The sequence below is a fragment of the Eisenbergiella porci genome, from assembly GCF_009696275.1.
GTDB lineage: Bacteria > Bacillota > Clostridia > Lachnospirales > Lachnospiraceae > Eisenbergiella > Eisenbergiella porci.
The window spans coordinates 97,770-110,090 of the sequence record NZ_VUMI01000007.1; the positions used below are offsets into that span (position 1 = coordinate 97,770).

Here is a 12,321-nt window from a genome sequence, read left to right on the forward strand (position 1 = left end):
AACAGCAGGGTTTTCCGTCTTGTCCGGATTTTCGATATAGATGAGCACCTTGCCCAGTCAGCCATTCACCCGCCAGATGGATGTTGTAGCCATAGCTTTACTCCATAGACTTTGGCAGGATCACAGCCTTTGTGATGTCCCGGACAAGCTGGTCGAACTTCCGCATTTCCTCATCGTAGCGGCGTTCATCCATAACGCCCAGCACATGGGCTTTCTGAGCGATCTGGTTGTGGTTGTTTCCCACGCTGTGCAGCTCACGCATAAAATCAAAGTAATCCGGGGGCGGTGCGTTCTGGGAAACTACGCCGTTTATCAGGTGGCGCAGATACGCTTCATGGGAAAGTCTGCTTTTCTTAGGGGAATACCGAACGCCCGAAAAAACAATTCATCGCTCGCCCCGGTCGCGGCTGCGGCCCTTGGGATAAAACTCCACTTCTTTGAAGCTGTCCGCGTCCAGGATATATTCACCGTTCTTCCAGCGGTCGGCCACCATCTGGCGGGCCTCCTCGCGGCTTTCCGCCTCCACAGAAACCGTCATTTCCAGCGTCTCTTGAATGGTAACATCGTATTCCTTCATCGTTCTTGCTCCTTTCCTTTCGCGCCACGGATGGGAATCCCCAGCCGGTTGCACAGATAGTCGTTCACATCCTTTCCCCTGGGCGACGGGCGGTTTTTGACCTCGTACTCCTTGGGGATCACCGTCATGATTGCCTTTGCCGCCAATCGGCCAGCCGTATCGTTGTCCAGATGAAGATAGACCGTTTTTACATGAGGGTGATCCTCCAAAAATCGGGTAAGCGCCACCGGCAGCTTGCTTTCCTCCATCTTTTTCTTCGGCTGGTACACCCCGGCCAAAGACAGCAGATTGTTCCGCCTCCAATCAATCCCGTCCAGCTCGCAGAGGGTGGCGTATGACATGACATCAATGGCGCACTCACACAGATGAACTGCCGGGTTCTCCATGCAGGCGGGCAGGGCAAAGGAATAGTGCTTGTCGCTGCCGCTTAAATCTCCATGGAACCGTGCTTCACCAATCTCGCACAGACAGCCGAACCGCGCTTTTCCGGTTTTATCAAAGCCGATAAATACCACATTTCCATGGCCCTTGTTCCGGCTCTCATAAATTCGCCCGGTCTGAACGCAGAAGTCAAGCACTTCCATGGAAATTCCACGGCCTTTGAGATAATCCAGCATGGCCCGGTTATCGGGGGCAGCCTGTGGCAACAGCAGGTGTCTCGGCGTTTCTTCTCTGGAAATAAACGCATGGGAAGTCGGAGCAATAGCGGCTCCATTTGTAACGGCCTCCATAGCTTCCAAAAAAGAGCACCCCTTGACCTTGATGAGATAGTCCAGCGCGCTGTAACCTCCGATCCCACGGGAAAACCAGCACCATTTCCCGTTGGAAATGCGCAGGCTGTCATGTTCTCTGGTACAGTAGATATTCCCTGAAACATGAACCAGTTCCTGCGGCTCGCAGGTTTGCGGATAGGTGAACAAGTCCACCTGCCGCGCCCGTTCGATGGTTTCTGAGTCGTAAAATGACATAAAAAATACAGCCCCCTTTCCATAGCCATAAATTTGCTGCCCGCGTGGGGTAGCTGACTATGTAAAGGGGGCTGTCCTTTTCAGGTAGGAAAAAAGCCGAGGGGCTCTGAAAAGAAAACCTCTCGGCTATTTAAAATTTTCTTTTTTATGTAATGATTAGTCCGATAACAAACAGCGTCACAAAGAGTAATGAGCCTATTGAAGTAAGAAGTAGTCCACGCTTGTAATATTTGAATTTCTTATCACAAATTATTGAGCAGATATATATCTGAGAGATTAAATCATCGTTTAACTGCTCTATTTCACATTTCTCTAAGTGCTTCTTATACGACAATAAGGTGTTATATTTTGCTATTGAAGAAAAGAAAATAAGTGAGTCGGATTTAATACCCCTATCAGAAAACTCATTGAGATTTATTCTTGCGAATAACACATTAATCCAACATACACAACCAGCAAATATAAGACATATTACAAAAACAGAAAAAATCAGATAAACAACAGACCAAAAGCTAACATTGTTTATCATATAACGAAATATGCTTACAAATTTGGACGCATAATCAGTAGCGAGAAGAATACCGACTATAACGCCAAATCCAGCCAATATAATTGATGTCTTAGAATCACAATTTTCTATCCACGCCGTATTTCTATCGAGAATACCTGTAAGTTCTTCTTGTGTTCTTTTACTCTCCATAATATTCACCTCAATAACTCATAGATTTCAATTTATCTAAACATTCTCGATAATCTTTTTTCTCGTAAACTCGTTTTTCAAGAATTTCTTTTATCGCTATCCAATGCCCAGATTCCCTTACTACATTTTCAAACACCCGTAAATTCAACCAACTTGAATATTTAGCTTGGATACATAAGATGTTGTACGCTTCTTCATACATAGTAAAACACATATATATGTCAACGAGATAGCAGTCTAAATCTATTTCAACTTGAAGTTTTGATTTACCAATTTTTGCTCCTAATTCATACATCTTTTGAATCAGTTCAAGCCAATAATCCTTTCCATATAGCTTAATCAGATTATCCTTGCAGAATGTCTGTGAAAAAATACTCATATGTAAAGAATATTCTTTCTCTTTATTCTCTTGCTCTTTACGATCAACATCTGCCTGCATGGAGTTTAATCTACTTTGCCATTGCTGCAATCTAATATTTTCCTTACGAGAATCATTATCACGGGCGATCACTTGATTTTCCCGTTGCTTGATTTTCTCTAACGCAACTGATAGTTCTGCGGATTTTTTACTGATCTCATCAACGAGCAACAGAGTTTTTTCCTGTGTTTCAGCAAAAATTTCTTGTATAAATGAAGTTTCAGAATCATTCTCTTTATCTGCCTTAACTGCTTCTGTTGTGATTTCTTCCGGTAGTGACAGATAATATTCGCTGACCGTATATCCTTCAAAAATTTTACTGCCCTTTGTTCGGCTTGTTTTAGTCCATACTTCTGAGTCCTCAATTTCTGAATATGTGTTTTCATCAATAAATATTTCACAAGGGTGTGCCAGACCACAATAGCGGTTAGCGTAATTTGTTGTTGACCCAACCCAAACTATACCTGTTTCATTTTCGGCCGTTTCGTCACTTTCTTTTCCGCGCATTCCGACCTTTGTAACCATAATTGTGCCAGTACAAATACCGATACCGCAGCCAATGCAAATATCCATTGATTTTTTCAAAGCAGGATTTAAGCAATAATCAATCAAAGTATGTATGTATCTTGCTGCCTTTGTGGCTTTATAAGACGAAGAAATAATCTGATCATCCACATTACTATCCTGAAAGATTCCCATAATTCCGTCACCGGCAAACTGTCGTGTATATCCGCCCGAATACCGAATCGCTTGAATAACGATACGAATAAATGAGCGATAAACTTTCACCATTTTTTTAGATTTCAATTCATCTGTCAAATCGGTGGATTTTCTCATATCTACAAATAGAACAGAAAGTTTTCCCTTAAACACTTTATTTGAATCAGATATATCGTTAAGCGGGGGCAATATGTCTGTAATTTCTATTTCTTCAACAGGCTGTCCTAAAATATTATTGACAGCGTTACTCGCTGTTTCAAATTCCGATGCTGGAATAAATGATTCGCTCATAAACATAGCCTCCTTTAACTTCTGAAATCCTTTAACATTTGTTGCAAAAGTTGAGATTGTAAGTAGTCTTTTTTGAATGCGTCCATATTATAATCCTCTAAATCAGGAAAATGGGGCAGTCGATCGCTGAATACGTCAACATTGTATATGACAAAATCATTGAATTTCATCCTTTCAAATTCAGATTCAAAAACAAGTACACATTCAAAAAATCTTTGTAGTGCAATTCGTTCCTCGTCCATACCATCAGTAATATAAAACAGATGAACTATATATTCGATTGAATCTTTAACAAAATATTATATGAAATATCCCAATTATGATAGCTCTCTTTGTATAAAGAAATTCCATCGGTCCGGTAAAGTTTGATGATGATAAATATTTATGTCGTACCACCGAGGATAAGAATCATATTGATTGAACAAATAAAATTCGTAACCATTTCGATATTCTTCTGCAGAAATATCTTCTATTGTAAATTCAGGAGCATATTTATAAAACTTTTTACCGTCATCAGAATCCACCCAATCACAAGGAGTTTGTAAAAACAACAATGCACGGTCAAAAGCGGCTGCGTCAATGCCAAATCGTTTTTTCCAAAGTCTTTCGACTATATTTATATCGGCTGACGAGTTTTTAGGAGTGTTGGTATCCATTATCCGAGCATAAATATTGTTGGCAAATACACCTTGATATTGTTCTGTTAAATAATAAGGAGTGTTACGATCATTCTTAATAACAATAACATCTATTTCACTTTTCCTAAAAGAAAGCGGCTGCACATATACCGTTGGACGAATACCTCCAGCAAATTTTTTCTCTCTCAAAAATGCAACGATGTCCTGCGTTTTTCTTCTGTTGGGGTCGTTTGTAACATCGCAAATAGAATAATCGGTTTCTTCATCAATACCAATGACAATAAGCCCATCATGATTAGAAAGATTGTTTGCCATACATATAATATCGTGTAATAAGTCGGGTTTATTTTTATATCACTCTTTTTTTGAAATCCCAGTATTCGCCCTCTTGTTTCAATCCTACTAAATGCATAATTTCTTTAATTGAAATCATATTCACAGTATTCACCTAAATTCAAAATCTTGTTTGCCTCTATGCTTTAATATACCGCGTATTCCGCCCCTGTCCGATCCGCTTAATGCTGCCGTTTCTCACCATAGCTCCCAACACAGCTTCTACTGTGGTTGGGCTGACATCGGGAAGTATCTGGCAAATATCGCCTTTGGAAATTGGAGTAAGGCTATTCAATACAGTGGCTTCCACGCGGGCTTTCTTTGTGATTTTCTTTCCGTGGACAACAGCAAAGCGTTTATCAAGTTCCTTATAGCACATATAAAGCGTAGAAAGGAAATTCTCTATAAATGGGAAATAGCTGTTTTCGTTTTCGGCCCAGCCTTCGGAAGATTGCCGTAAGGCCTCATAGTAGTAGGCTTTATAGTTGTTGATCTGTTCCTCAAAAGAAACATACTTTCCTGCATCATATCCATTTTTATAAAGTAAAAGCAGGGAAAGCAGCCGCGACATTCTCCCATTTCCATCTCGAAACGGATGGATACAAAGAAAATCCAGGATCACACAGGGGATAAGCAGAAGCTGGTTGATATTGGCGTTGCCTCTGGCCGCCATATAGGCTAATTCCAGTTGTTCCATCGCCTGGTGTATTTCTGCTGCAGGTGTTGGCCGGAAACGAACCCGTTGTTGACCATGGGCGTCTACTTCCAGAATCACATTGTCATCGGTTTTATACTGGCCGCCATATTCATATCCCGCAATGGACATCATCATCTCGTGTAGCCTAAGAATATCACTCTGACGGAAGTCAATGTGCTCATAACTCAAATGGATCGTATTCAGCGCATCCCTATACCCGGCAATCTCCGCCTCATTGTGGTTTAAGGGGGCGCTGTTTTGGTTGACGATGGCATGGATACGCTCATCACTGGTTACGATACCTTCTATGGCATTCGAGCTTTTAACTGATTGTACCTTAGCAATGGATTCCAGTTCAGTAAAAATCTGTGCGTATTCATCCTTGCGAACTCCCGCCATTGTTTTTAACGAAGCAATACTGGAAGTTAGGTTGACCAGATTCGCCGGGAGTAATCCGTTGTTCAAAAAAGAATAATCAAATCTTTTCATGGCACATCCTCCATTCATATCTGCATATAATATTACCATTTTATATGCAGATAATCAATCCCATGGGCAGTTTTTCTGCATATTTTTCTTTGTAATATATGCAGATACTATGTAAAAACGGTGCAGATTGCTCTACACCGTCTTGATCCATTATTCTGTTTTGAAAGCGCCGATCTTTTTCAGATAGGCAAACGCGTCTGCCTGCCCCCGGAAGTAGATGTGCTCCCGTTCCATATTGTCGGCCTGCATATACAGCCGGATGAATTTTTTCAAAATCTCATGTTCCTCGGCTGAACAATGAAATTCTCCATCGCTTTCCTGCAGACCGTCTATAAAAGGATATTAGTGAAGCAGCTCCTTCATCTGCCTTTTCAGGGCGGCATATTCCGGGTTGGCATCGGATAGATCCATCACAATATCGCTGTCAATTTCGGAAAACTGTTCAGATATACGCTCTGGAAGCAAACAGTAGTTATCGTCCATTCATCATCACTCCTCACTGCGATTTTTATTATACTATACCTGTCCCGCAGTGCAATGACAAATGTGCAATTACCGTTCCTTCTGTGCTTTGGACCTTTGCCTGGTTTCAGCCGTTTTGGCCTGCTCCTGGACGGTATCCCAGATGTTTTCCATATAGGATGTTTCTTTATTCTCCCAGCGGGTAAAGGTCTGTTTCAAAGGATGGGGAGATTTTAAGAGCGCCATGGCCTGTTTATCCTCCAGATCGTGATATTCCAAAGACAGCAGAATGTCCTCCCGCACCGTATATTCATAGGCATGGTTCAAAATCTCTGCAAGCGGCTGGGTGAGCAGCCAGTCCCGGAACTGTTCCTGTTCGCAAACATTTTTTCATAGAGCTTGGTATTCAGTTCTTCGTTGGTCATTGTATCTTCCTTTCCCTCAAGCACCTGCTCTTTCAGCTGCGCATAGCCGATGTCCGAAAACAGTTCTGTCTTTTCATATCCTGTTTGGGATGTGGAAATCTCAATCGTCCCGTCATCATCCACAAGAAATGCCTTTATGTGATACCGTTCTTCGTAGTCCCTGAAAATGGACTGGATGTAATTGACGCGGAAGCCCACACCTACCACACCCATAACTTTTCCCTGTTCATCCCTGATTTTACAGTTGATAAAGACTGTGATGTCATTATCCGCCGTGGCGACCTCATCATTGTCTATATTAAGGTAATACTCCTGATTTGAATCCAGCCGGCTGAAATACTATTCATTTTCCGGATTGTCCGGGAAAAGGACCCTGTCAACACCATTAAAATTATAATACCGGTTTGTTTCGGCTGATACCAGAAAGGCAGAGTCATAGCCGTATTTATCTTTATATGTACGAAGATAGTTCTGCAGGGTTGCAATATACTCCTTCTCGTCCTTCCGCTCGGCTTCTTCCGACAAAAACTGTTTCAGAAGGCTGTCATTTGCCATGGTAAGCGAAATACTGACAGGCTTTGTAAAAATGGATTCAATCTTATGATAAATTCCCTCGGCAGTCAGATTGGATACATTTTCCGTTTCCTGCTTAAATAACCCCTGATTGGAGTGATAGCTAATCAGCGAGGCGACTGCAAAGCCCAGAATAATTACGGTGCATACAAGCAAATTGGTTTTTACCAGCGCAATTTTTTCACTGTTTCTTTCACCTTCCCGTACTCTTTCTACTTCAGCTCGGGCAAGATTTGTTTCAGCGTCAGCATAGCATCGTTAAGGCTTAGAAGCTCTTCCTCCGTAAGCTTTTCTTCCAGCATCCGGATAAATGCCGTATTCTTAAGGTAATACTCATCAAGATAGTCAACCGCTTTCGCAGTCAGGCGAATTGATATCCTTCTCCGGTCACCTTCCACATGTGCCCGTTCTACAAACTGGTATTGATACAGATTATCAACCAGTTTCGTCACCTGCTGCTTGGGAACCTTCAAATGCTGCGCCAGTTCTGTCATCGTAACCACTCCCAGAGACTTTAAGGTTTCCAGGCAATAATAGGTTTCCAGGCTCATTTCTCCATTCAGGCTGTCTTTAAACGGCCGGACCAGTTTGGAATTCCATACCGGCATGACCAAAAGCAGATTCTGTACAAATTTTTCCGCAGTTTTTTCTGTTTCCATTCCCTCTACTCCGTTTCCATTCTCCTCGCTCCATGTTGACAAAAGAATTCCGCAGTGATATTCTAAGAAATTAGTAAACAAAATATGACTTTTTTAGAAATGTTACAATTTTTCTCTATTCTACTTTTAAAAAGACGAAAAGTCAATCATACTTCCATAAATAAACCCATTATAAAGGAGATGCTGTAATTATGAAACTGTCAGGAATCTCAGAAAGAATTCGAAGCAATTTCCGCCACAGTACTTTGAGTTTCATTTTTATTATTGCCTATGTAAATATTTTTCCCCTGATATTCGGGCCTGAAAACTCTATAGTAGCTGTCATTTTCACTATTATGATGTCTGCATCAATGGTACGTGACCTTACGGCCACTCCGGTAAAGCATCTGTTCCTCCAGTCAGCAGTATTGGTATGGATGGGTATCGCTACCTTTCTGGTCACCACCCTCCCCGCCTTATTTTCCTTTCTTATTAATTTTTTTACGCTGCTGTTGATTCTATATGCTTTTACTTATGAATATTCCAATCACATATATTTTCCTTATATTCTGTCATACCTGTTTCTCATCTTTATTTCGCCTGTACACGCCGGGCAGCTTCCCATGAGAATACTCGGAATGCTCGCTGGCGCCGTGTCAATTATGCTCTATCAATGGGTTATGGGAAGAAAACGTGTGCAGGAAACTGCCAGGGATGTCTTAACAGAAATGATTGATGATATTTGTCAGTATATATCACAGCGGACAGCCGGAAATCCGCAGAAGCCGGATCTTTCCGCCATGCGGCACAAATTATGCCGTTTAAGCCGGACAGTCTATGAGCGGAGGAAAAAAACCTTATGTGTTTCCGATGCCGGTTTTTCCATGATAGACGCAGGACGCGGACTAGAGCATCTGATGATCCTGATACAGGAGTTTCCTGAAACATTATCCGGGCAGGATAAAATATTTCTTTCAGAAATTGTCAGGCTGCTGAACCAGATGCGTATTTTTCTTCAGCAGGAAGGCCATGTTCTCCCTTCTCTGGAGACTTCTTTGTTTTATGAATTAAAAGATGATAAGACTGCCCGGCTTCTTTATAACAGCTTTGTTTATATCCGGGACCGCCTTCTTCATATGACTGATCCCCAGAGCCGGACACACTACAGAAAAACAGCTCTTTCACTTAAAGTACGGCTCCAGGCAGCGCTGGATTTAAGTCCGGTGAGGGCAGTCTATGCGCTGCGGATCGCACTGCTTTTATCCTGCGCCACATTATTGGTGCAGCTTCTTGCACTTCCGCATGGAAAATGGCTTTTGTTTACTCTGGCATCCGTATCACTTCCCTACGCGGATGATGTTCCCGTGAAAATGAAAAAAAGATTCCTTGCTACAGTGATTGGAGGACTGCTATCAGTCGTTATTTACACATTTATCCCTTCCTCCGCAGGACGCACTGCAGTTATGATGTTATCCGGTTATCTTTCTTTTTATTTTACGGATTATACGGAAACCTTTGCATGCTCTACTATCGGCGCGCTGGGCGGCGCGGTGTTTATGAGCGCTTTTGATTTTCAGGCGGTTGGAAATATTTTTCTTATTCGTATCGGATATATAGTGGCGGGGATTGCCGTCGCATATGTAATCAACTGCCTGCTCTTTCCTTATACGCGTGCCATGGCAACCAGGCAGCTGATGAAAAAGTATAAGGGCATAACAGAATTGCTGACAAAAGTATGCCATTCTGAGCATGTGGATACCCAGTTATACTATAATCTTGTAATCCAGGCCCATCTGCAGGAAGAAAAGCTTACCTCCAATGCCCATTTGGAGGAATGGGGTGAGCTCCCGGCTTTGCTCGCCGAATACAGGGCGAAGGTACGTCAGGCACACCGCGGCCGGATTCCTGAGAGGGCAGATGCGCCTGTCTTTGAATCCGGGCATCTTGCCACATGATGTCATATTGTAATTATTTGGTGTTTGCGGAGTGATGCAGGGTGCCGGGAACCCACAATCCTGTTGGAAGGCCGGGCGCCAATCCGGCAAGGCAGCGGCTGACAGCAGCCGTAGCTGTAACAGGATATGGCGTATTCTTTCAGCCTTCCTTTAAGCGCATCAGTTAATATAAACTATCCTGATAATTATTCTGTACACAGAAAATTAACTACAGCTTTAACCATCTGCGCATACTCATCCCCCTGAAGCCCATGATCAATCCCTTCCATCAGCTCCAGCCTGCAGTTTTCCAGACATTCATGATACCGGACGGCTGCAGATGCATCAACCACCGCATCATGGATGCCATGAATTACCAACGCAGGTCCCTGGTAATTACCGGTCACTTCATAAATCGGAAGCAGCTTTGCTATCCGGAAATAATGGCCGCCCACTACATGTTCGCCGCCCACACATACCGTATCCGGAATATGCTGCGTATCATAAACCGCATCCATGCAGACACCCTTCTGCGCATCATCCTTCAGCGTAGCCGCCGGAGCCAGCAGGACCAGTTTATGAATCACATCCGGATAATAACCTGCCAGCATGCCTGCAACCACACCTCCCTGAGAGTGTCCGATTACATAGATTTCCGTCACGAAATCCAGCTTCCTCACATATTCAAGAATTGCTATGGCATCCTCAATTTCATTCAGGACATTCATATCCGTAAAACTGCCATCGCTCTTACCATGCCCGTTAAAATCAAATCGTACCACAGCAATTCCGTTTTCTGTCAGCATGTCTGCTAATGCCTGGAAAAGTCCGTCCCTTTCATAACCCAAATCTCCGGTAAAGCCATGAAAAATGATGACTGCCGGACATTTGCTTTCCGTGTCCGGCCGCTCCAGTCTTCCCCGCAGGGTCAGGCCGTCTCGTTTGATATTGATATCCATATATTTGTATCTTCCTTTCTTTTTCAGTGGTATTCCGTCACCTTAATATTTACGGATTTTATTAATTATAATACCATATTCGTCCCTACACTGCACCGTTTATTATTCATGCTATGTTTTCTTTTTTTATCTCATGAAAAAGGACAGGTGTAATTCAACCTGTCCATTTTTCCGTTTTTACCAGTTCCGCTTCAAGATAAATGTATGGATTATCCTCATGAAGGCGTTCCTTATATACCTGTACTTTATATTTTCCATCCTTAGTTTCGCTGAAAATTAATTTCGTCCAGAAACAGGTTTGCAGGAATTTTGTTTCCACTACCAGTTCCTCTGCATCAGCAAAGGCCGTAGATACCGTCCATGTATAGATTGGAATTGCTCCTTTGCTGTACACGGGCCTCAATTCTCCGTCCAGATAAGCATGGATACATGTCCTGTATGTCCCATCATCAAAAACCAGTTCAAGCATATTATTTATAATATATGGAAACTTCCTTTACATTTACATCTTCGTGATCATAAAAATCCGTATATACATTGTTGTCATCCACCAGCCGCAGCTCCGTATTTATATGAAAGGCCCCGGAGGTAACGCGATATATACCGTTCCAGCGGTTTAAATTCTCCGGAATGCGATTGCTTTTGCGTTTTTTAACTTTTAGGGTACTAATGTAATTACACAATAACCGGTAGCCTTCTTCATCCTCTGCCAGCGCCCCTGAGGGAAGCGTCGGACGCAGCAGATATTTACTTATGATCTCATTTTCCGCACGGGAGCCTCCGTCATCAGCAGACTGGTTAACTGAAATTGTCAGATCATTCGTTCTGCTCATAATCACATCCTGTCCATGGCCACCCGCAAACTTAAACGTATCTTTCTCAGGGCAAATCCACAGCTGATAGCCATAACCTGCGCCATTATCCAAATGTGATTCTTTATTGATTACTTCCGTATGGATTCTTCGCGTAGTGGCTTTATTTATCCATTCCGGATCAATCAGCTGCTCTCCGTCCCATTGTCCGTTTTGAAGATAAAGCATACCCAGCCGCAGGTTGTTTTCCGTGCTGGAAGCAACACCGGGCGCCGCATGGATATGATTTTTATGAAAAGTCATCCACTCCAGCTTATCTGATTCAACACCGATTTTATTCAAAATTTCTTCTGTCAGATATTCTCTTACATTTCTCCCCGTTGCTTTTTCCACGGCAGCTCCCAGCATACAGGAACCTGTGGTATTATACAGGAATCTGGTCCCGGGTTCATGATCAAAGTCAGATGACAGATAATTGGTAAGGAGCTCTTCCCCTGACGGCGGCTGTACAGACATTCCATTTGCCATCATCAGGGCATGCTCTATTGTCAGCTTCTTCATATTTTCAGAAGGTTCTATGTTCAGCGCCGCAATTTCTTCCGCATAAATTTGCCCGAAACAGCCCAGTAAACATTCGGGCAGGAAATAAACCCTGCCCGGATGTTTGCATATTCAATCTGGCTAATT

17 protein-coding genes are annotated in these 12,321 nt (G+C 42.7%); 1 reads left to right on the plus strand and 16 read right to left on the minus strand.

Translation table 11 applies throughout. The annotated features are described in order from the left end of the window. Positions 1-97 precede the first annotated feature (97 nt). From FYJ45_RS30435 to FYJ45_RS06295, 13 genes are all read right to left on the minus strand, one after another. Positions 98-262 (minus strand): hypothetical protein, encoded by a 165-nt coding sequence (locus tag FYJ45_RS30435; RefSeq protein ID WP_235930625.1) that lies wholly within the window; start codon positions 260-262, stop codon positions 98-100. Between the two features lie 123 nt (positions 263-385). Further along, a complete protein-coding gene (locus FYJ45_RS06250) occupies positions 386-577 on the minus strand; it encodes a DpnD/PcfM family protein (protein WP_154463911.1) in 192 nt (63 codons plus the stop codon). Further along, positions 574-1,545, minus strand: a complete 972-nt coding sequence (locus tag FYJ45_RS06255; RefSeq protein ID WP_154463912.1) for a toprim domain-containing protein — start codon at positions 1,543-1,545, stop codon at positions 574-576. The genes FYJ45_RS06250 and FYJ45_RS06255 overlap by 4 nt, the downstream gene beginning before the upstream one ends. Positions 1,546-1,690: 145 nt before the next feature. Then, positions 1,691-2,245, minus strand: a complete 555-nt coding sequence (locus FYJ45_RS06260; RefSeq protein WP_154463913.1) for a Pycsar system effector family protein — start codon at positions 2,243-2,245, stop codon at positions 1,691-1,693. Positions 2,246-2,255: 10 nt separating this feature from the next. After that, the gene (locus FYJ45_RS06265; RefSeq protein WP_195841692.1) at positions 2,256-3,674 is read right to left on the minus strand and encodes an adenylate/guanylate cyclase domain-containing protein; all 1,419 of its coding nucleotides are present in this window, start codon (positions 3,672-3,674) and stop codon (positions 2,256-2,258) included. A gap of 317 nt (positions 3,675-3,991) precedes the next feature. After that, complete coding sequence (locus FYJ45_RS06270) at positions 3,992-4,627, minus strand: RNA-binding domain-containing protein (RefSeq protein ID WP_154463915.1); 636 nt, start codon at positions 4,625-4,627, stop codon at positions 3,992-3,994. A gap of 157 nt (positions 4,628-4,784) precedes the next feature. Next, a complete protein-coding gene (locus FYJ45_RS06275) occupies positions 4,785-5,831 on the minus strand; it encodes a Fic family protein (RefSeq protein ID WP_154463916.1) in 1,047 nt (348 codons plus the stop codon). Positions 5,832-5,981: 150 nt separating this feature from the next. After that, positions 5,982-6,164, minus strand: a complete 183-nt coding sequence (locus FYJ45_RS31375; protein ID WP_408609489.1) for a hypothetical protein — start codon at positions 6,162-6,164, stop codon at positions 5,982-5,984. A 9-nt stretch (positions 6,165-6,173) separates the two neighbouring features. Next, positions 6,174-6,314 (minus strand): hypothetical protein, encoded by a 141-nt coding sequence (locus FYJ45_RS30440; protein ID WP_235930626.1) that lies wholly within the window; start codon positions 6,312-6,314, stop codon positions 6,174-6,176. A gap of 69 nt (positions 6,315-6,383) precedes the next feature. Beyond that, positions 6,384-6,620: a DUF3848 domain-containing protein gene (locus FYJ45_RS06285; protein ID WP_235930627.1), complete on the minus strand. Its 237-nt coding sequence runs from the start codon at positions 6,618-6,620 to the stop codon at positions 6,384-6,386. Next, complete coding sequence (locus tag FYJ45_RS30445) at positions 6,617-6,931, minus strand: cache domain-containing protein (RefSeq protein WP_235930628.1); 315 nt, start codon at positions 6,929-6,931, stop codon at positions 6,617-6,619. The genes FYJ45_RS06285 and FYJ45_RS30445 overlap by 4 nt, the downstream gene beginning before the upstream one ends. 126 nt (positions 6,932-7,057) lie before the next feature. After that, positions 7,058-7,447 (minus strand): cache domain-containing protein, encoded by a 390-nt coding sequence (locus tag FYJ45_RS06290; protein ID WP_154463917.1) that lies wholly within the window; start codon positions 7,445-7,447, stop codon positions 7,058-7,060. A gap of 56 nt (positions 7,448-7,503) precedes the next feature. Then, positions 7,504-7,950 carry a MarR family winged helix-turn-helix transcriptional regulator gene (locus FYJ45_RS06295; protein WP_154463918.1) on the minus strand — a complete coding sequence of 149 codons (447 nt, stop codon included), beginning with the start codon at positions 7,948-7,950 and terminating at the stop codon, positions 7,504-7,506. Between the two features lie 191 nt (positions 7,951-8,141). Between FYJ45_RS06295 and FYJ45_RS06300 the strand changes: the two genes are divergently transcribed. Continuing rightward, positions 8,142-9,884: an FUSC family protein gene (locus tag FYJ45_RS06300; RefSeq protein WP_154463919.1), complete on the plus strand. Its 1,743-nt coding sequence runs from the start codon at positions 8,142-8,144 to the stop codon at positions 9,882-9,884. 185 nt (positions 9,885-10,069) lie between these two features. Here FYJ45_RS06300 and FYJ45_RS06305 read toward each other — a convergent pair whose 3' ends face one another. The 3 genes from FYJ45_RS06305 to FYJ45_RS06315 all read right to left on the minus strand — a co-directional run bounded on the left by FYJ45_RS06305 (position 10,070) and on the right by FYJ45_RS06315 (position 12,195). Beyond that, on the minus strand, positions 10,070-10,822 hold the full coding sequence (locus FYJ45_RS06305; RefSeq protein WP_154463920.1) for an alpha/beta hydrolase family protein: 753 nt from the start codon (positions 10,820-10,822) through the stop codon (positions 10,070-10,072). Positions 10,823-10,976: 154 nt separating this feature from the next. Beyond that, the gene (locus tag FYJ45_RS06310; RefSeq protein WP_154463921.1) at positions 10,977-11,216 is read right to left on the minus strand and encodes a hypothetical protein; all 240 of its coding nucleotides are present in this window, start codon (positions 11,214-11,216) and stop codon (positions 10,977-10,979) included. A 76-nt stretch (positions 11,217-11,292) separates the two neighbouring features. After that, positions 11,293-12,195 (minus strand): serine hydrolase domain-containing protein, encoded by a 903-nt coding sequence (locus FYJ45_RS06315; protein WP_154463922.1) that lies wholly within the window; start codon positions 12,193-12,195, stop codon positions 11,293-11,295. Positions 12,196-12,321 lie beyond the last annotated feature (126 nt).

Excerpts from the sequence above, each read along its gene's own strand:
- FYJ45_RS30435 (WP_235930625.1), bottom strand. The coding sequence starts at position 262 with ATGCGTGAGCTGCACAGCGTGGGAAACAACCACAACCAGATCGCTCAG.
- FYJ45_RS06315 (WP_154463922.1), bottom strand. The coding sequence starts at position 12,195 with ATGAAGAAGCTGACAATAGAGCATGCCCTGATGATGGCAAATGGAATG.
- FYJ45_RS30445 (WP_235930628.1), bottom strand. The coding sequence starts at position 6,931 with ATGGGTGTGGTAGGTGTGGGCTTCCGCGTCAATTACATCCAGTCCATT.
- FYJ45_RS06260 (WP_154463913.1), bottom strand. The coding sequence starts at position 2,245 with ATGGAGAGTAAAAGAACACAAGAAGAACTTACAGGTATTCTCGATAGA.
- FYJ45_RS30440 (WP_235930626.1), bottom strand. The coding sequence starts at position 6,314 with ATGGACGATAACTACTGTTTGCTTCCAGAGCGTATATCTGAACAGTTT.
- FYJ45_RS06305 (WP_154463920.1), bottom strand. The coding sequence starts at position 10,822 with ATGGATATCAATATCAAACGAGACGGCCTGACCCTGCGGGGAAGACTG.
- FYJ45_RS06265 (WP_195841692.1), bottom strand. The coding sequence starts at position 3,674 with ATGAGCGAATCATTTATTCCAGCATCGGAATTTGAAACAGCGAGTAAC.
- FYJ45_RS06270 (WP_154463915.1), bottom strand. The coding sequence starts at position 4,627 with ATGGCAAACAATCTTTCTAATCATGATGGGCTTATTGTCATTGGTATT.
- FYJ45_RS06300 (WP_154463919.1), top strand. The coding sequence starts at position 8,142 with ATGAAACTGTCAGGAATCTCAGAAAGAATTCGAAGCAATTTCCGCCAC.
- FYJ45_RS06275 (WP_154463916.1), bottom strand. The coding sequence starts at position 5,831 with ATGAAAAGATTTGATTATTCTTTTTTGAACAACGGATTACTCCCGGCG.
- FYJ45_RS06255 (WP_154463912.1), bottom strand. The coding sequence starts at position 1,545 with ATGTCATTTTACGACTCAGAAACCATCGAACGGGCGCGGCAGGTGGAC.
- FYJ45_RS06250 (WP_154463911.1), bottom strand. The coding sequence starts at position 577 with ATGAAGGAATACGATGTTACCATTCAAGAGACGCTGGAAATGACGGTT.
- FYJ45_RS06295 (WP_154463918.1), bottom strand. The coding sequence starts at position 7,950 with ATGGAAACAGAAAAAACTGCGGAAAAATTTGTACAGAATCTGCTTTTG.